Origin of the sequence: Leuconostoc palmae (genome assembly GCF_019656075.1) — a bacterium.
GTDB classification, from domain to species: Bacteria; Bacillota; Bacilli; order Lactobacillales; family Lactobacillaceae; genus Leuconostoc; species Leuconostoc palmae.
This window is the reverse complement of the sequence record NZ_BPKZ01000001.1, coordinates 57,457-75,882: the sequence shown is the minus strand read 5'-3', so window position 1 is coordinate 75,882 and position 18,426 is coordinate 57,457. Positions and strand designations below refer to the sequence as shown.

Annotated in this window: 21 protein-coding genes and 1 riboswitch; of the genes, 15 read left to right on the top strand and 6 right to left on the bottom strand. The window is 36.3% G+C overall.

From position 1 onward, the window contains the following. The first annotated feature begins 21 nt into the window (after positions 1–21). The 4 genes from K5Q12_RS07225 to K5Q12_RS00345 all read left to right on the top strand — a co-directional run bounded on the left by K5Q12_RS07225 (position 22) and on the right by K5Q12_RS00345 (position 4,185). On the top strand, positions 22–513 hold the full coding sequence (locus tag K5Q12_RS07225; protein ID WP_373306128.1) for a DUF2207 domain-containing protein: 492 nt from the start codon (positions 22–24) through the stop codon (positions 511–513). Between the two features lie 32 nt (positions 514–545). After that, the gene (locus tag K5Q12_RS07095) at positions 546–767 is read left to right on the top strand and encodes a hypothetical protein (protein ID WP_246570411.1); all 222 of its coding nucleotides are present in this window, start codon (positions 546–548) and stop codon (positions 765–767) included. A 303-nt stretch (positions 768–1,070) separates the two neighbouring features. Then, positions 1,071–3,734: a cation-translocating P-type ATPase gene (locus tag K5Q12_RS00350; RefSeq protein WP_220741789.1), complete on the top strand. Its 2,664-nt coding sequence runs from the start codon at positions 1,071–1,073 to the stop codon at positions 3,732–3,734. 7 nt (positions 3,735–3,741) lie between these two features. Next, entirely contained in the window at positions 3,742–4,185 is a 444-nt protein-coding gene (locus K5Q12_RS00345; RefSeq protein WP_220741788.1) for a chemotaxis protein, read from the top strand. Between the two features lie 37 nt (positions 4,186–4,222). On the opposite strand, the gene K5Q12_RS00340 is transcribed toward K5Q12_RS00345, so the two are convergent. Further along, positions 4,223–4,630: a Fur family transcriptional regulator gene (locus K5Q12_RS00340; RefSeq protein WP_220741787.1), complete on the bottom strand. Its 408-nt coding sequence runs from the start codon at positions 4,628–4,630 to the stop codon at positions 4,223–4,225. A 121-nt stretch (positions 4,631–4,751) separates the two neighbouring features. Here K5Q12_RS00340 and K5Q12_RS00335 point away from each other — a divergent pair, with 121 nt between their 5' ends. Genes K5Q12_RS00335 through K5Q12_RS00320 form a run of 4 tightly spaced genes read left to right on the top strand, consistent with a single transcriptional unit; the run spans position 4,752 to position 7,689 of the window. Then, complete coding sequence (locus tag K5Q12_RS00335; RefSeq protein WP_220741786.1) at positions 4,752–5,426, top strand: VIT1/CCC1 transporter family protein; 675 nt, start codon at positions 4,752–4,754, stop codon at positions 5,424–5,426. Between the two features lie 44 nt (positions 5,427–5,470). After that, on the top strand, positions 5,471–6,178 hold the full coding sequence (locus K5Q12_RS00330) for a VIT1/CCC1 transporter family protein (protein ID WP_220741785.1): 708 nt from the start codon (positions 5,471–5,473) through the stop codon (positions 6,176–6,178). A 43-nt stretch (positions 6,179–6,221) separates the two neighbouring features. Further along, positions 6,222–7,094, top strand: a complete 873-nt coding sequence (locus K5Q12_RS00325) for a YihY/virulence factor BrkB family protein (protein ID WP_220741784.1) — start codon at positions 6,222–6,224, stop codon at positions 7,092–7,094. Further along, complete coding sequence (locus K5Q12_RS00320) at positions 7,084–7,689, top strand: DUF1054 family protein (protein ID WP_220741783.1); 606 nt, start codon at positions 7,084–7,086, stop codon at positions 7,687–7,689. Before K5Q12_RS00325 ends, K5Q12_RS00320 begins: the two co-directional genes overlap by 11 nt. A 32-nt stretch (positions 7,690–7,721) precedes the next feature. Here K5Q12_RS00320 and K5Q12_RS00315 read toward each other — a convergent pair whose 3' ends face one another. After that, entirely contained in the window at positions 7,722–8,540 is an 819-nt protein-coding gene (locus K5Q12_RS00315) for a hypothetical protein (RefSeq protein WP_220741782.1), read from the bottom strand. 91 nt (positions 8,541–8,631) lie between these two features. Then, positions 8,632–8,731, top strand: a riboswitch (SAM riboswitch). A 99-nt stretch (positions 8,732–8,830) separates the two neighbouring features. On the opposite strand from K5Q12_RS00315, the gene metK reads away from it, so the two are divergent. Both metK and K5Q12_RS00305 read left to right on the top strand, forming a co-directional pair. Next, complete coding sequence (gene metK / locus K5Q12_RS00310) at positions 8,831–9,988, top strand: methionine adenosyltransferase (RefSeq protein WP_220741781.1); 1,158 nt, start codon at positions 8,831–8,833, stop codon at positions 9,986–9,988. Between the two features lie 31 nt (positions 9,989–10,019). Further along, the gene (locus K5Q12_RS00305; RefSeq protein ID WP_220741780.1) at positions 10,020–10,958 is read left to right on the top strand and encodes an ADP-ribosylglycohydrolase family protein; all 939 of its coding nucleotides are present in this window, start codon (positions 10,020–10,022) and stop codon (positions 10,956–10,958) included. Positions 10,959–10,990: 32 nt separating this feature from the next. On the opposite strand, the gene K5Q12_RS00300 is transcribed toward K5Q12_RS00305, so the two are convergent. The 4 genes from K5Q12_RS00300 to K5Q12_RS00285 form a co-directional block, all read right to left on the bottom strand. Continuing rightward, a complete protein-coding gene (locus K5Q12_RS00300) occupies positions 10,991–11,926 on the bottom strand; it encodes a diacylglycerol/lipid kinase family protein (protein ID WP_220741779.1) in 936 nt (311 codons plus the stop codon). 67 nt (positions 11,927–11,993) lie between these two features. Beyond that, the gene (ppcA, locus tag K5Q12_RS00295) at positions 11,994–13,511 is read right to left on the bottom strand and encodes a phosphoenolpyruvate carboxylase (protein WP_220741778.1); all 1,518 of its coding nucleotides are present in this window, start codon (positions 13,509–13,511) and stop codon (positions 11,994–11,996) included. A gap of 143 nt (positions 13,512–13,654) precedes the next feature. After that, complete coding sequence (gene rnjA, locus K5Q12_RS00290) at positions 13,655–15,337, bottom strand: ribonuclease J1 (protein WP_220741777.1); 1,683 nt, start codon at positions 15,335–15,337, stop codon at positions 13,655–13,657. 3 nt (positions 15,338–15,340) lie between these two features. Continuing rightward, on the bottom strand, positions 15,341–15,553 hold the full coding sequence (locus tag K5Q12_RS00285) for a DNA-dependent RNA polymerase subunit epsilon (RefSeq protein ID WP_220741776.1): 213 nt from the start codon (positions 15,551–15,553) through the stop codon (positions 15,341–15,343). Positions 15,554–15,708: 155 nt separating this feature from the next. Here K5Q12_RS00285 and K5Q12_RS00280 point away from each other — a divergent pair, with 155 nt between their 5' ends. The 5 genes from K5Q12_RS00280 to nusB all read left to right on the top strand — a co-directional run bounded on the left by K5Q12_RS00280 (position 15,709) and on the right by nusB (position 18,426). Further along, on the top strand, positions 15,709–16,293 hold the full coding sequence (locus K5Q12_RS00280; protein WP_220741775.1) for an LOG family protein: 585 nt from the start codon (positions 15,709–15,711) through the stop codon (positions 16,291–16,293). Then, entirely contained in the window at positions 16,290–16,748 is a 459-nt protein-coding gene (locus K5Q12_RS00275; protein ID WP_220741774.1) for a MarR family winged helix-turn-helix transcriptional regulator, read from the top strand. The genes K5Q12_RS00280 and K5Q12_RS00275 overlap by 4 nt, the downstream gene beginning before the upstream one ends. A 104-nt stretch (positions 16,749–16,852) precedes the next feature. Further along, positions 16,853–17,413, top strand: coding sequence for an elongation factor P (gene efp / locus K5Q12_RS00270; RefSeq protein WP_220741773.1), 561 nt, complete (start codon positions 16,853–16,855; stop codon positions 17,411–17,413). A 135-nt stretch (positions 17,414–17,548) separates the two neighbouring features. Next, on the top strand, positions 17,549–18,010 hold the full coding sequence (locus K5Q12_RS00265) for an Asp23/Gls24 family envelope stress response protein (protein ID WP_220741963.1): 462 nt from the start codon (positions 17,549–17,551) through the stop codon (positions 18,008–18,010). Then, entirely contained in the window at positions 18,010–18,426 is a 417-nt protein-coding gene (gene nusB, locus K5Q12_RS00260) for a transcription antitermination factor NusB (protein WP_220741772.1), read from the top strand. Before K5Q12_RS00265 ends, nusB begins: the two co-directional genes overlap by 1 nt.

The following is an 18,426-nucleotide window of genomic DNA, read 5'->3' as shown; positions in this document are numbered from 1 at the left end:
GTAAAAGATGAAACAGGGTTGATGAATTTTGAAAAGCAATTGATACATATGATATTTGGGAAAAATAGACGTATTGTGACGCAAAAAGAATTCAAACAAACGGACTCGGCTTTAGCTAAGGGGATCCGTTTAGGGTTACCATTATTTTTAAAACAAATTAAACAAAATCCTTTGAGTTCTGAATTAATAGATGAACAGAAAACGAATCAATTAACTAATCGTAAGAAAATGTTGATCACAATTTTAAGTTTCATGATTATTGGAACATTAGTTGCGGATATTGTAATGGCTAATTACAGTGATATTTGGCAGTTTTGGCTAGTAGCGATTGGTGAAATAGTCGTTAGTGGACTCAGCTATTATGTTATCTTGAAGCAATCGAGTATTTTTTATACCATACCAACAGGATTTGAAGAAAAATGGACATGGGATGGGTTTAAACTCATGTTGCATGATATCGCTAAGTTAGACAAAAAAACGTACGGGATAGCCAGTTATGGGATAAACTACTAGCATATGCAGTTATCTTTGGGGAAGCTAAACAGGTGGCTAAAACACTTAAGTTATTAGCAGATGAAGCACACTTACCAATGGTTAATCTACCACTATTGCTAATTTATACGCAATTTGGTAATCAATGGGCTAACGAACTAGTACAACATGTGCAAGCAGATATCGGCTTCCAAAGTAATGTATCTGGGAATGGTGGCAATTTTTCTGGTGGTGGTTTTTCTGGTGGCGGCGGAGGCGGTGGCGGTGCCTTTTAGAAAGTCTATTCATGAGATCAACGATCAAGACTTGCTACTCAACCACCACTTTGGTAGAATGAAAGTAATAAAGAGACATTCCTGAGGGAGTAACTGGCGGACATTCCGTGATAATACCGTCAAAGCGAGCAGAGTCAAAGATGATGCTTATATCGAATAATTCAATTTGTTCCGGTACTATCTTAAACAGTGAGACTCATGTAAATGACTGACGTACGTTCACTCAGTTATTTTGCATGAGTCTTTTTGTTTCATAGTGAGACACAAGAATGTTTAACGCAATGATTGCGTGGGAGGAATAAGATGTCAAAACAGTCGTTGTACAATCAAGACGTCACAGAGATTTTATCTAATTTGAAAACGGATTCTAAGGTTGGATTAACGCAGATTGAGGCGCAAAAGAGGCTTGAAGTAAACGGCTACAATCAACTCAATGAGGCAGCTTCGACGACACTTTTTCAAAAATTTATTAACCAATTTAAAGATTTTATGATTGCTATTTTGTTGGTTGCTGCAGTGGTTGCTGCATTTACTGGTGAATTAGTTGATGCAATTTTTATTTTGGCAATTGTGATTATTAATGCCGTATTTGGTGTTTTCCAAGAAGCCAAAGCAGAAGATGCTATTAATGCATTAAAAGAGATGTCAACGCCTAACGCAAATATTATCCGAGATGGTAAGGATATGTCAGTCAAATCAACCAATTTAGTTGTGGGAGACATTGTCCGTTTGGAAGCAGGCGATATTGTCCCAGCTGATGTACGATTTATTGAGTCGGCTTCCTTACAGATTGAAGAGGCTTCTCTTACTGGCGAATCCGTTCCGGTTGATAAAGTATCAATGACCTTGGATGATACTGATTTGCCTTTGGGAGATCGTACCAACTTAGGATTTATGAACACCAATGTTACTTATGGTCGAGGTGTCGCAGTTGTTGTCAATACCGGAATGTCAACTGAAATAGGACACATTGCGGGTATGTTGGAAGCAGCAGATGAAACTAAGACACCATTACAAGACAATCTTATAAAACTTGGTCGTGTGTTAACCTACTTGATTTTGGGCATTGCAGCAGTTACCTTTGTCGTAGGACTGGCTAGAGGAAAAGAAACTATCATTGATATGCTACTAACCTCAATTTCTTTGGCTGTGGCAGCAATACCAGAAGGATTACCGGCCATTGTTACAATTACGTTGGCACTAGGAACAACTCGCATGGCTGCCCGTCAAGCATTGATTAGAAAGTTGCCAGCGGTTGAAACTTTAGGATCGACAGATATTATTGGATCAGACAAAACTGGTACATTAACACAAAATAAGATGACAGTCGAAAAGATTGTGGTAAATGCGCAGATAGAAGAGGTCAATACAACAGCCCAGTTAACCGGTACGTATGCTAGACTCGCTGATATATTAGCATTAAATAATGATACAAAGCGTACTGAAGATGGCTATATTGGCGATCCAACGGAGACCGCATTAATTGCATTTAATGAAAATCATGGTCGAGATATTGATACGTTATTCAGTGAGATGCCTCGTGTTGCTGAACTACCTTTTGATTCGGATCGTAAGTTGATGTCAACAATTCATCCAGCGCCAGAGGGTTATATCATCACAGTCAAAGGTGCACCAGACGAATTGTTAAACCGTGCGACCCAAATTGAAATAAATAATGAAATTACGACACTCACAGATGATATCCGAAATAAACTATTAGGCATTAATTCAGAATTAGCAACGCAAGCATTGCGTGTATTGGGATTCGGATACAAACTATCGCCAGAAATGCCTGCTACAATAACTTCGCAATCATTAGAAAATGATCTGGTCTTTGTAGGTTTTGTGGGTATGATTGATCCAGAACGTCCCGAGGTTGCCCAAGCTGTGTCAGAGGCTAAAGCAGCAGGTATTCGTCCGATGATGATTACTGGTGATCATCGAGATACAGCAGCAGCAATTGCGGTTCGTTTAGGTATTTTAGATGAGGCTGATAAAGAGAGTGCAGTTATTTCTGGGTCTGATTTAGATAATATGACTGATGACGAATTCTTGGCTAATGTAGACAAGTACAATGTTTATGCGCGTGTTGCACCAGAACATAAAGTTAAGATTGTCAACGCTTGGCAACAAAAAGGTAAAGTAGTTGCGATGACAGGGGATGGTGTTAATGATGCCCCTGCCTTAAAAGCTGCTGATATTGGTGTTGCAATGGGTATTACTGGAACTGAAGTATCTAAAGGGGCATCAGATATTGTATTGGCTGATGATAACTTTGCTACTATTGTTCATGCTGTAGAAGAAGGTAGAAAGGTTTTTGCTAATATCCAAAAAGCTTTGCAGTATTTACTGGCGTCAAACCTGGCTGAGGTAATATCAATTTTTGTAATGACTTTGTTAGGATGGAACATTTTAGCACCAATTATGATTCTATGGATTAATCTGGTAACCGATACGTTGCCTGCTATTGCCTTGGGTGTAGAGCCTGCTCAGAAAGGTATTATGTCACAAAAGCCAAGAGGACGCGATGCAAGTTTCCTTTCTGGTGGTGTAGGGACAGCTATAATTTGGCAAGGTATGTTGCAAGCTGCCATTGTGCTAACAGTATATGGTTTTGCGTTAGCTTATCCTGTACATGCTGCAGTTGCAGAAGCACATCGTGATGCGTTAACTATGTCATTTATGACGTTAGGGTTAATGCAAATGTTTAATGCGATCAACGTAAAATCAGTATACGGTTCAATGTTTGGACCACAGGCTTTCCAAAATAAACTATTTAATTGGGCACTGTTAGGTTCGCTAATTGCTATGTCAGCGGTGGTTGTTATTACACCGTTAAACCCAATTTTCCATGTGTCACACTTAGATGGATATCAATGGGCAATTGTTCTTCTGGCTGGAATGAGTATCATTATTATTGTTGAACTGGTAAAATTAGTACAGCGCAAAATTTTCAAAAAAGGATAATAGATCATTGGTAAAATTTAATCCAAAGCAAGGTCAAATTTATGTTAAGACTTTGCAAGATGTCTTAACAAATACAGAAGAAATAGCAAATAGAGTGACACCATTCTTCACAAAGCTTGACGATGCAAAAGAAGCAGATAAAATTTCTGAAATCCCATCAGCTGAGTTTGCTGAAATTAAAGCAGAGTTTGAAGATGCAGTGGCAAGTTATAAGGCGAATGCATCTAAGTTGAATGCTGCATCAGCACCAGTTCGTTTATTAGGTGTACACAAATCGCTAGCGAGTGCTTATACAAAATATGCTGCTGCAACGGAAATCATGGCCGATGCAGTCAATGTAACTAAGCAATCCGTTGATTCGGAAAAGTATGCACACTCTGAAGAAGAACAAGGTATATATCTTGAAAAAATTCATGCTGCTGTTTCAAAAATTATGAACTCAGCCATATAAAAAAAGTTCTTGAACATTTTAAGTTCAAGAACTTTTTTTATATGGCATCGTCAGGATTAACACCATAGACTTCAATATGAAACCCTGTAATATTAAGGCCACTCGCATCTCTTGCGGCATCAACCAAGGGCGTCACATCAAAGTTGTCAGCATCAATAATTTCATTTGTACGACTATTAATAATATGATAGTGCGGTTCCCCATAAAAATCATAGTGCCTTTTGTCATCACGTTGTGTATCAATCACAATAACAATACCTGATGCTACTAATTTTTCTAATGTGTTGTATATTGTAGCAAGACTAATTGCTGACAAATCTGCATGAATCATCTCAGCTGTTGGGTGAGTTTCGTGTGTCATGAGATAGTCAAGTATTGTTAATCTGTGAGAAGTTGCTTTTAACCCATGACTTTGCAATATGTCACGTAATTCATGTTCTGCCATATTAGTCTCCTTATTATCTATAATAATATTATAACATGTAAAGTAGAATGTTTCTAATTAACTTGATTTTATTGCCTTAATTTGATATAACTAATTAGAATAATTCTAAAAGAGGTGCGAGATGGACAAGCAAAGTTTAATGCAACGAAATAATTTAATTCGTGCAGGTGTTATGGGTGCCAATGATGGTATTTTATCTGTTTCAGGTATTATTTTAGGTGTTGCAGGTGCCACTAGTAATACTGGTACCATATTGCTAGCTGGTTTTGCAGGAATGTTAGCTGGTACGGTTTCAATGGCAATGGGTGAATATGTATCTGTTAGTTCACAACATGATGCTCAAGAAAAAGTGAAACATATTCAAACAAAAGCCCTATCTGAAGATTATAAATCAGAATTTGAATATGTTAAAGAAAAATATATTGCAGATGGTATTTCAACACAACTTGCAACACAGGCGACTGAAGAAATGATGAACAAAGATGCACTGACAACCACTGTCCGTGAGCGCTATGGTTTTTCTTTAGATCATGAATTAAGTGCAGGAGGAGCTGCATTAGCTTCCTTAATCAGTTTTCCAATAGGATCAATCTTGCCAATGGTAGCTATCTCTGTGTCACCACAAAATATGCGTGAGGTAGCGACATTTATCGCTGTTGTAATTGCCTTGGCAATTACAGGGTATGTAACAGCTTCACTGAATGGTGCTGATAAGAAAAAGGCATCCATTAGAAATATTGTTGCTGGTATGTTTACGATGATTGTGACATACGCTATTGGATCATTATTCAGATAAAGGGGGAATGATGAACTTACATTTGTGAATTCATCAATAAATCAATGGATATTAAGTTAAAAAAAGAAACGTCAACTAAAAAAGAACAAGCCACGATGGATGAAAGACTCAATGCGATCAGAGCAGGCGTTTTAGGATCAAATGATGGTATTTTAACCGTTGTTGGGGTATTGTTTTCGGTTGCTGCTGCCACAACAAATAACTTTGCTATCTTTATTGCGGGGTTAGCAGATTTAATGGCTTGTGCATTATCAATGGCATCTGGAGAATATGCTTCGGTGAGTTCGCAATCAGATAGTGAAAAAGTTGTTGTTGAACAAGAGCGTGAACTACTCAAAAATGACTTTAAAGGGGAACACCTTGTAGTCGAAAATTTCTATGTTGATCGTGGGGTTACCAGAACAACTGCTAAATCAATAGCGGATGAACTACTTAGTAAAAAACCATTAGAAACTATGTTAAGTATAAAATATGATATCACGTTAGGGCATTACATGAATCCATGGTCGGCAGCATGGGCATCTTTATTTAGTGCCGCAATTGGTGGTGTATTTCCACTGGCAGCACTTATCTTAGCACCTACGCGTTATCAGTTTATTGCAACAATTGGTGCAACAGTAGTCGCAGTTGCGTTAACTGGTTTGCTCAGTGCTCAATTATCAAACGGTTTGAAAAAACGAGCCATGATTCGTAATATTATTATTGGTTTACTTACAATTGCAATCCACTATGTCATTGGAAAACTTTTCTAAAATAAATTAAACAGAAATTGTTATTATTTGGCATAATAGAAATATGTTAAATCGATTAAAACAATTTATCAAAGTAATCAGTGAGCGTTATGATTTAAAAACGCTCGGTATGTTATTTTCACGCGCACAAATTAATTATGTTGGACCAACGTTTGCCTATTATAGTTTATTAACGATATTTCCAACAATTATGTCAATTGTTATGATTATATCGATGACTAGCCTAGATCAAGCAGCGATTATAAACGTTGCTAGAGACAATTTACCTCATGATATTGAAAAAATTTTAATGCCAATATTACAATCAGTGCTTTCAAAAAAGCAATTATCGATTTTGTCTTTTTCTGTACCATTCACATTGTGGACGGTTTCAAGAGTCATTGCAGTATTTAGACAATCTTTTAATCGTATTGCTGATGCTGAAGAGCGAATTAGTAATTTATTAACACGTGTTTGGTCTTTCCTATGGTTACTCATTATTATCGCTATGTTTGGTGTTTTGATGATTGCTAGTAATGTGTTGTCATTAGTGATAAATCAATTACCAGCTGGTCCGTGGACTGGTTTTATTACTAGTCAATCTCGTTGGGTAATTTGGATAGCTATGTTTCTTGCATTAATTATGCTAAATTATTTTTTACCGACAAAAGCTGCTCAGACACCACTAAAGCTTGTTGCTATTGGTAGTTTTGTTGAATTGTTAATGCTAAATGCGTTAAATGTTGGTTTCACTTTTTATGCGAAACTTGGTTTAAAACAATATGATTTTTATCAGTCAATAGGATCTATTATTGTGTTATTAATTTGGTTGAATTTAATAGCTACTGTTTTAGTAAGTGGTTATGTTTTAATTCAGTGGCTTACTATTTTAAATAATGGTAGTAAGAAAATTAAAGGAGAAAATGATGGTTTTTGAACGACAAGATTTTGATGTGTTTAATGCAAAAAGTCTAGATGAGCGCATGGCTAAAATTCGTACAATTATTGATCCAAAATTTGTTGAATTATCTGATAAATTATTAGCAATTTTAAATCATAATGATCAAAGTTGGTTTGCTCATGTTGCCAAGCATCTGCGACGGACAACAAATGCACCAGACAATACTTGGGTTGCACTAGCACCTAACAAACGTGGTTATAAAATGTTGCCACATTATGAAATAGGACTTTGGGAAGATCATGTGTATTTTTATTTAGCCGTAGAGGAAAATATGAAACCTTCTCAAACAGCAGATATTGTTAGCAGATTGAGAAAAGCATCTGATTTGATCGCAATATTACCTAAACAGTTTGTTTTAAGCACAGATCATATGGTTAATCGTAATGAATTACTCACACCAACTAATTATGATCAAGCAGTTACTAGGTTTGAACAAGTTAAGCATAGTGAAGTGCTTATAGGTATTGTTATTGATAAACAAAAATATCAGGATGATGCTTATGATGATGAACAAGTGATTTTAACAGCTTTTGAACAACTACACGATATATATAAAGTATTAGCTCATTAAAAAGCATGTGTCTTAGATTAGACACATGCTTTTTAATATATAATGAACATTGAAAGGGCAAGTAGAAGAATATAGCCCATATTTTGCCAGTTGCCAATTTTTGCTTTGACAAATTGTAAAATGAAACCTAGTAAGCAAAATATAATGATTAATGGTGTACCTAACCCAATTTGATGACTCAATACAGCAACTAAAAACAAACCAAGTGTTAAAATACTTAATTTACGGCCATCGGGGTTTGGCATCAATATTGGTGTAAAATAAAAGCCAAAGCCAAACAGCATCGGAACTAATTGCCATAGGAAACGTTGGGTCACAAAGTTATTAGAAATATAAAATATTGCTACTGGAATGCTAAATGTCGCTAAAACACTTAAAACAACTAATCCCAACCAATTCTGTAAACCTATTATTGGCTGTTGAATAAGAATAAAGAAGATACTTAATAGACCTAACAATATGAAAATTTCATGACGTGATTGGATAAATGATGTCAATGTTAATAACAAACTGATGCCAAAAAATAAATAGCTTATTAGACTACGAAAATTTTGAGTGATAACTAAGGTTAAGCCTATTGATACCATAATACTGTAAACAAACAATGGTAAAGTATGCCAAGTTGATCCCATACCTGTCAGAGATGTTGAATGTAACAGTGGTTGGTACCACCAAGTAAAGTTTAAACTTAACACTATAATAGTTAGTGGTATCCAACGCCGCCAATCAAAGAAATGCGTTTGTGTAAAGTTTTCAAAATTTCTTTTGTCTTGAGGGTTAGTCGAAAAACGGCTTGGCATGTCACGACCATCTGGTAATTTATTGTGTAATTGTCGATATGTATTGTTCATATATAACATTGTACCTTAAACGCTATCTGATAGTTACATTAGAATTTGCATTTTTTTAAAACGTCTGATATTCTGAATATACAATTTAAAACAGCTATCAAGAGCAGGCGAGTGATACAGCACTTTGACCCTGCACCAACCGGCGGATACTCATGTATGATGTCACGGTGGTCCATCTGTACAGATAGTCGTCACGTTAAGCGCGTCCCGACTAATCAGTCATGGGGTGCGCTTTTAATTTGCGACCATTAGCTTTTTATTTTGAATTATGAAGGAGGTCATGTTTAATCATGACAAAGTATTTCACGTCCGAATCAGTTTCTGCAGGACACCCAGATAAAATTGCTGACCAAATTGCTGATGCCATTTTGGATGCTGTATTGGCTCAAGATCCACATGCACGTGCTGCAATTGAGGTTACAACATCTACTGGAGATGTTTCAATATTTGGTGAGTTGTCAACTTCCGCATATGTTAACGTAAGAGAAATTGCGACAGAAACGATTCGTGAAATCGGCTATAATCACGCAGAACTTGGTTTTACAGCAGATTCAGTAAATGTATCAAACAAAATTGTTGAACAATCAGGAGATATCGCTCAAGCAGTGGATAATGCTGATGATGATCCTGAACAGTTAGGGGCAGGGGATCAAGGTATGGTGTTTGGTTACGCTACGAACGAAACCGATAGTTATTTACCACTCACGTTAGCCTTGTCTCACCGCTTAATGCGTAAAATTCGTGATGTTCGAGAAGCTGAATTAGTAACTTACTTAAGACCAGATGCAAAAGCTGAAGTGAGTGTTGAACTTAATGATGAAAATGAGATAACACGTATTGCTGCTGTTGTCTTATCAACGCAACATGATGAGAACGTAACATTAGATCAATTAAGAACGGATATGCGTAGTTTAGTCATTGATCAAGTTTTGCCACAAGAGTTAGTAGATGACCAAACAATTTATTATATTAATCCATCAGGTCGATTTGTATTAGGCGGACCGCAAGCTGATTCTGGATTAACTGGTCGTAAAATTATTGTAGATACTTATGGTGGTGCTGCACATCACGGTGGTGGTGCCTTTTCTGGAAAAGATGCTACTAAAGTTGATCGTTCTGCGGCATATTTTGCTCGTTACGTTGCTAAAAACCTTGTGGCAGCAGGGGTAGCAGACAAATTAGAATTGCAGATTGCCTATGCAATTGGTGTAGCACAACCTGTTTCGTTAAATATTGAAACATTTGGTACAGCAAAAATTGATGAAGCAAAAATACGTGAAATAACATCACAACTATTTGATTTTCGTCCATTAGCCATTATTAATACATTGGACTTACGTCGACCAATCTATAAACAGACTGCCGCATTTGGTCATTTTGGACGTACAGACATTGAATTGCCTTGGGAACAGTTAGATCGTGTAGCAGATATTAAAGCTTTACTATAAAAATCAGATGGTACGTATGATAAAATAGGGTATGTCAAAAAAGCAATCACTTATTCAATTTTTAATACTCGGTATTGCCATTGGAGAAAGTATGACACAGTTATCTAATGGTCAACAAGATCAACTGTTATCAGACTCTTTAAATTTTTCTGATGAACTTAAGTGGGGTACCCAAACCAGTATGTCACTTACTACCGTTGCCAGTTTGTCACATGGTTACCAATTATCTGATGTGATGAATCATTTCCAGAATTGGTATAAACGAAATCAATTTGCACCAGATCAAACATTACAACGAATTGATGCGATTACCAAGAAAGCAATGGATAATTATACTAAAAATAAAGATATATTGGCTTCAGGTGTTTTGGAAGATTCAGCAGACAGTGATGATGTGTTAGTAAGAATGTTACCGGTAGCCTTATATTTGCATCATGAATATGGTGTTAGTTTCATTAATGATGAAGTAGCTATGATGACTCTTCATCGCATAACAGGTTTAACACACAACGATGAGGGTGTATTAGTTACTGTTGGAATGTTGAGTTTAATTTTAAGTCAACTCTTAGAAAAACAATCAATCCGTGATGCCGTTGAAAATGGTCTAGCGTTTGGATTTGAATATTATTCACGTCATAAAGTTTTCAAAGAAGAATTATCAGCATTTGAAGAACTTAACTTACCTGATTTTGCTAATATTCCAATCAACAATATTACGTTAGATGGTCGTAGTGCTAGTACTTTAGAAGCTATTATATGGTCGTTACTTAATAGTGACAGTTATACAGAAGCAATGCATAACGCTTTTTTGCATGGTCATGTTAATAATGTTGTACCAACAGTTGTTAGTGCCATTGCTGCAATTGTATATCAAGAAGATCTTGTGATTCAGGCTGCGTCACACTTGGTATCCAGTAAATTAATCACAACGGTAACCAAACAAGCAGAACGTTTAGGGCATTTTAATTAAAAAGGATGATTACTTAATTGTAATCATCCTTTTTAATTAATCCAGAAAGGGTAGCTTTGACAAGTTGTTGTCAACACAAAACTACCATTACCTAATGTTTCTCCATCTATTTGTCCAGGTTGTATATCATGAATATGAATTTGTGCCCCTTTTGCAAGCATATATCGATGAACTTTCTTGTGATTTAAGTGACTACTATTTCGCTTTAAATCAAATAGTAATTTTAGAAAACCAAAAAAAGAAACTTTTTCGATAACTAAAAGCTCTAATTCGAATTTAGATAAATCTGCTGATGGTAGTATTGGAATACCACCGCCAAAGAAAGGGTGATTTACAATAGTAGCGAGCATTATTTCTGGGATGTGTTTATATTTTTCACCGTTTGTTAACGTCAACTGGAAAGCATTCTGATTGAAAAAAGCAGTTATTGCGGTCAGTAAATAAGCGTAAGAACCAAGATTGAATTTGTTGAGCATTTTTTTGAGATTCGATTGCTCTGTCATGATAACAACGTTAGCATCAAAACCAACACCGACGCTATTGACAAAATAGCGTGTGGTTTGATGAGGAGACTCAACAATGATCTTACCAATAGAAAGGTTCTTTACTTGATTCGTATGTTTTAAACGAAATAAGGCGTCTGAAGCAGATCCAAGTGAAGCACCTCGCGCAAAGTCGTTTCCAGTGCCAGTAGGAATATACGCAATTGGGAGAGCTGTTTGACGTTCTACTGCTAATAAGCCATTTAGTACATCATTTAAAGTGCCGTCACCCCCAATGACCAACACTACGGCATCTGAGTCAACTAAAGTTTTTGCCAGGTTCTTTGCTAGATAAGTAGCATGTCCGACGTATTCTGTGTCAAACCAGTTAATGATATGATGTAGTTTGCGAATGTCATTAACAATATTGGTATTATTACGGTCCTTGCCGGCATAGGAATTGTGGATTACATAAAAGTTAGGCATAAGTGTGTCTTTCAATAAAAACTAGTCTTATTGTAACAAAAAAAGCCCGTAAGGGCTATTCGTATCTTTAACCTAAGAAATGTCTCAATTGAGCCATTCTATTAATTAAAGCTGTGACAGCAATTGATGCACCATCTTTAATTTGAACAACTTGAAGTGCAATTTCTGCGTGTTGCTGTTCTTCTCTAGTTTTAGGACCAATTTCAAGGTCGAAAACATCTTTAAGAATTAAGATGTCACGTTCAACATCTGCCCATGCGGGGCTTTGTGTTTTAAGAATTTCGAGAGCATCCATATTAACGTAATGAGCTAATTCTTTGAAATCTTGTTTCATGCTAGGATAGTTACGGACAAACACCGAAAGATGGTCTGCATTTAAGTTTTCTAATGCCCGTCCAAATCCAATAAATTCAGGTGGTACACCGATTGAATAAAATGCACCTGTAAAGTTAATAGCTCTTGGCAGTTCAATACCATCAACTGAACGAGAATAACCAAGTACACCAACGTGTTGACGACGATCACGACGCTTTGGAAAAGCTTTAAAGATGGGGTGTACATCAGGAATTAATTGATCAAGCGTTTGGGTATAGAATTGTGCAGATTCTTCTGCAACTTCTGCTAGAATTTTTTGATCCTCAGCAGAAATACGTAAAGGTTCAGCAAACGGCAGTTTATTTTTTAACTCTTCAATGGCATCTGTGACTTCGTGGATAGGAAAGTCGTAGCGGAATGCTGATTGTACCGTAGCTGTTCTAACACCAGCAAACTCAGTGACATAACGACCAATACGCTTTGGGGATAAACCACCTCGGAAAATGGCAGAGCCAGTACCAGAAATAGGATAAATTTCGATATTTTCTTCACGGGCAAATTCATGCAATCGTGCAATTGCTAATTTGTTACCTGTGATAGAGCTCATAAATCCAGCAGTTAAAGCAGAATCAGAGCCAGCTAAGAAAACACGTAAATACTTTGGTCGGAATCCGAAATGTTCTTCATGAAGTTTTAAGTATTCTTTTAAAATTTCAGGAGCATGTAATTGTGTATTGAAATCTTCAAATAGTGGAATCATTTCAATATAAGGGGTATTTTTGTCTGATTTGGTAAATTCTATTGACTTAAAATGAGCAAGTTTTTCAAATAACTCTTGCATTTCAATGAGTTGATCAGCACGTTTTGCCATTGGTAAAATCGTTTCAAACAATGGGCGTTGGTCAAATCCAAGATCATGAGCAAAATCTTCAGAACTGAGAATAGCGGTCATAGCTTGCATGAGGTTATAGCCTTTTTCTTCCCAAATATTGGGAAAACGAAAGGTTAAAAATTTATCGCGACCAATCTGATGCTCTTTAAAGTAATCATATTCTGTGCTAAATAGACGATCGATAACCGCAGCATCTGCATGCTTACCTTCCCAGTCCCACATATATTCGTCGACTTCTAGTTCACTAAAATTTTCAAATGCTTCATTCATTTCGCGATAGGCGCTTATAAACGGTTGCTGAGAAGAATCCCAGAAGGGTGCGTTAGCGTTATCTGGATGTTGCGTGCCCATAATTGTTGGGATTTTTCTTTCTGTCATGATAGCTCCTTTGTTATGTACTGAGACTATTTTAGCATATTGAAACGTTTTTAAAAATCTTAATGTCCAGTTTTATACGTTTGTAAGATAGTGATTTCAAAAAATGTTCGTGAAAAAGCCAAAGACAATACGTCTTTGGCTTTTTAAAGCATAATTAACATTGGTAAAATCATTGGTTTACGAGCGGTTTCTTTGTACAAGAAACGGGATAAATCATCAATGACAGCTTGTCTGATATCAGATTCACTTGCATTTGCATTATTCATAATGCGACGCATAGTACCAAATATAATGCGACGACCTTCATTAATGAGTTCACCTGACTCACGCATATAAACAAATCCGCGAGATAAAATATCTGGACCAGATAAAATTTCCTTCTTTTTCAGATCAATTGTTGCTGTGACAACCACCAAACCATCTTGGGACAGTTTTTGACGATCATGTAAGACAACAGCACCAATATCACCAATACCTGAACCATCAATATAAGTGTCCTCACCAGGAAAATGGCCTGCCATACGTGCGTTTTCACCGTCAAGAGCCAAAACATCACCATTTTCTAAAATAAAGGTATGGTCTTCAGGAATATCTAATTCATGAGCTAAAGAAGCATGAACTTTAAGCATGCGATATTCACCGTGAACAGGCATAAAGTATTTTGGCTTCATTAGGGCTAGCATTAGTTTCTGTTCTTCTTGACCACCGTGCCCAGAAGTATGAATGTTGTTTACTTTTCCATAAATAACATTAGCACCACCTTCTTCAAGCTTATTAATTACTTGATTCACAGAGGCAGTATTGCCAGGAATAGGTGAAGAAGAAAAGATGACATTGTCTTTAGGTTTTAGACGAATTTGTTTATGGGTACCTTCAGCAATACGTGCTAAAGCAGCCATAGGTTCTCCTTGAGAACCAGTTGACAAAATTAATAATTCGTCGTCAGGAATATTTTTGATTTCAGATTGTTCAACAAGCATGTCATCGGGAATATTTAAATACCCAAGAGCACGGCCGTTTGTAACAGCTGATTCCATTGATCGACCAAATACAGCTATTTTACGCCCATGAGCAATAGCGGCATCTGTTGCCATCCGTACACGATTCATATTAGATGCAAAAGTAGCAAAAATTATACGACCATGCTCAATTTTATCGAAGATACGATTAACTGACTTTGCAACCCAAGCTTCAGACTTTGTCCATTCAGGACGTTCAGCATTGGTTGAGTCACTCATCATAAGTAAGACACCTTGTTCTCCTAGACGAGCCATTGACCATAAATTAGGTGGCTGCTTAGTTGTTGGTGTCAAATCGAACTTAAAATCACCTGTTTCAACGATTGTACCAACAGGCGTGTGAATCGCAACTCCGAAAACATCAGGTATTGAATGTGTCGTACGGAAAAACTCAACACTTAATTTATCAAATTCTAAAGTTGAGCCGTCAGTTATTTCATGTAGTTCAACACGATTTAACATTTGCTTTTCTTCAAGCTTGTTTTTAATTAACGCCATTGCTAAAGGACCGGCATAAACTGGTACATTAACTGATTGTAGGAAGTAGGCGATAGCACCGATATGGTCCTCATGTCCGTGAGTAATAACCAGTGCCTTAACGCGATCAATATTATCAACAAGATAAGTATAATCGGGAATAACATAATCAATACCAAGTAATTCGTCTTCAGGGAACTTAATACCCGCGTCGACAACGATGATTTCGTTTTGATACTCGATACCGTATGTATTTTTTCCGACTTCGCCTAGACCACCTAGAGCATATACAGCGACTTCGTTAGGTTTAATATCTACAGAATATGTCATGAATTAAAACGTCGTCATTTTGAAATTTGGATTGGCCTTTTCGTAAGTTACGGCCTTGTCAGACAACTCTTCTATAAATTCAATGTTATATGTTGTGTTTTCTTCGATAATTTCTCGAGCTTGTGGTAAGCTTTCAGCGTTGATATACATTGAAAGAGTAGTCTCTCGCTTTGGGTTACGTTCTGGGTGTTCTTGGTAATAAACTTTATAAATCATAAATGCCTCCAATAATAATATTTTAATTTTTTCTTTGTCACGGACGAAAACCTATATTCTAGTGTACCACATAGCGTCTTAAAACGGTTAAATTGTCTAAATATTACTTGATAAAAATCCTTAATATTGATAGATTTGTAGAAAGGATAAATTCAATGGTATTAAAAAAAATCACAGTATTTATGGGGTCTCAAAGCGGAGATAAGGAAATTTATACGAAAACAGCAGAATCTCTAGGACAACTCATTGCAAAAAATAATATTACAATGGTCTATGGTGGTAGCCATGATGGGCTAATGGGGATCACAGCGCGACATGCTATGGCATCTGGTGGTAAAGTTATCGGCATTACACCACATAATTTAGCCGAAGAAGCCATTGATGCCAGTGAAATTAACGAGTTGATTGAAGTAGACGGTATGGATTCGCGTAAGGAATTGCTTATGGCTTATGGCGAAGCTTTTATTGCTTTACCTGGTGGTTTTGGAACATTAGAGGAAATTGCACAAGTCATTAGCTGGTCCAAAATAGGATTGCATCATAAACCAATGCTCTTGTTAAATATTGATGGTTTTTATGATGATTTATGGCGTTGGTTAGTGTCGTGTGTTAAAACTGGTTTTGTGACATATAATGATATTAAAAATATTATCATGGTTGACACACCGGAAGATGCAATGGCTTATTTACTTGATAATGAGTCTCAGGTTACCAATGACGTTTTAGAGGGAAAAGTATGACCAAAATTGATTTGATGAATGATTTTATCAATGTTTATATGGCATCTTTGAAACACTTAGAAAAATTAATTTCACAACCGACAAATGTTTATGGTATTTCATTTGAGCAATGGTTAATTATGTCGGCAGTTGCCAAAAATGAGTCAAAATTAACTATGACTGAGATTGCTACAGATCGTAATGTTACAAAAGGCGCTGTGGCAAGGCAGCTAAAGCCTCTAGTTGCTTTAGCGTACATTGAGCAGATACCGGATAAAAAAGATCGGCGTCGTGTATTGTTATCGTTGACTGATAAAGGAAAAGAAGTTGAAAAGGCAATCACAAATCGTGTTGTTGAACGTTTTGATAAGTGGTTATCGGTTTATGGTTTGGAAGAGGGGGAATTACTACTTAATCAACTCAGACGTCTTGAAACGCTGATTGTCAAACCAGAATTAGATACACATGATGATTGATATCTATATATTTATATGATACAATTACAAATTGTTTTACTACTGCAGAGACAGTTACTTTCTGTTATAATAAACTATATTATTTAATAAAAGAGGATATTATCATGGCAATTGGCATGAATGATTTGAAAAATGGTTTAACAATTGAGTATTCAAACTCAATTTGGCGTGTTCTTGACTTCCAACACGTTAAGCCAGGAAAAGGTGGTGCGTTTGTTCGTTCAAAGTTGAAGAACCTACGCACAGGAGCTGTTAACGAAGTAACTTTCCGTCCAGGAGATAAGTTTGAACAAGCTGATATTACAACACGCCCTATGTCATACTTGTTTGCTGAAAATGACGGTCGTGTCTTCATGGATGTTGAGACTTATGAACAAGTCAACTTGCCTGATGATAAGATTGCTTCAGCATTGAAGTTTTTGCTTGAAGGTATGGAAGTTAAAATTACAATGTTTGGTAACGAAATTTTAGGTGCTGAATTACCATCAACAATTGCAATCAAGGTAACTGAAACACAACCTGGAATCAAAGGCGCAACGGCAACAGGTTCAGGAAAGCCAGCTACTGTTGAAACAGGTGCTACAATTACAGTTCCTGACTTCATTAACGAAGGTGAAACAATTCTTGTGAATACAGAAGATGGTTCATACAAGGGCCGCGCTTAATTATACAGTGTGAACTCATACGAGCATATAGTCATTATTTAATAAAATGATAATGAGCGTAGTTAAAGGGAACACAAAATAAAAGTTCCTTAGGGAACTTTTTATTTTAAAGAATATTTTCGAGGAGTAGAGATGATGGCCAAAGAAATAAAACGTAGTAAAGCAAACCATAAAAACATTATTTTAGATACGGATAGTCATTTGGAAGGTGCAACACAAATTGCACCAGAAGTTATCGAAATTATTGCACAAATTGCTACACAAGAAGTCGATGGTGTGTACTCAATGCGTGGTAAATTATCGGATCGTTTTACAAGCGCATTTGGCACAAATTCTCGCGGTAAAGGTGTTGAGTTAACACAATCTGAGGATGGTTTAGTTATAGATGCCTATGTATTTTTACAATATGGTGTTGCTGTCCCTAGAGTTGCTTTGGCAATTCAAAATGCTATCAAATCTCAAATCTCGTCAATGACAGATTTACATATCGCACAAACTAATGTTCACGTGAGTGGCATTATTCCTGAAAAAGTACTCAATAAAATTGATCCAAATAATCTATTTGATACAGTAACATCATCTGAGGAATCTAATTAATGGCAAATTTAACGCGACACGAATCAAGGCAAGCAGCTTTTCAAATATTGTTTGCGCTTGAAAAAGAGCCACAAAACAATAATATTGATACACTATATAATATCGTACTTGACGGTAAACAATTTGACGATTATTTACCTCGCCTAGTTAACGGCATACTCGGTAATAAAAGTGAGTTAGACGAACAAATTGCCAAGTTTTTAGCAGATGGGTGGTCAATCAAACGTATAAATAAAGCTGATTTGGTCATTTTACGATTGGCAACTTATGAGTTGAATAATCAACTTGTACCATACAAAGTGGCAATAGATGAAGCTTTGATTTTAGCAAAAACTTTTGCTGATGAAGATGATCGCAAATTTGTTAATGGTATTTTAAAAAATTTTGCTCCTAATGAAACACCAAAGATTGATTAA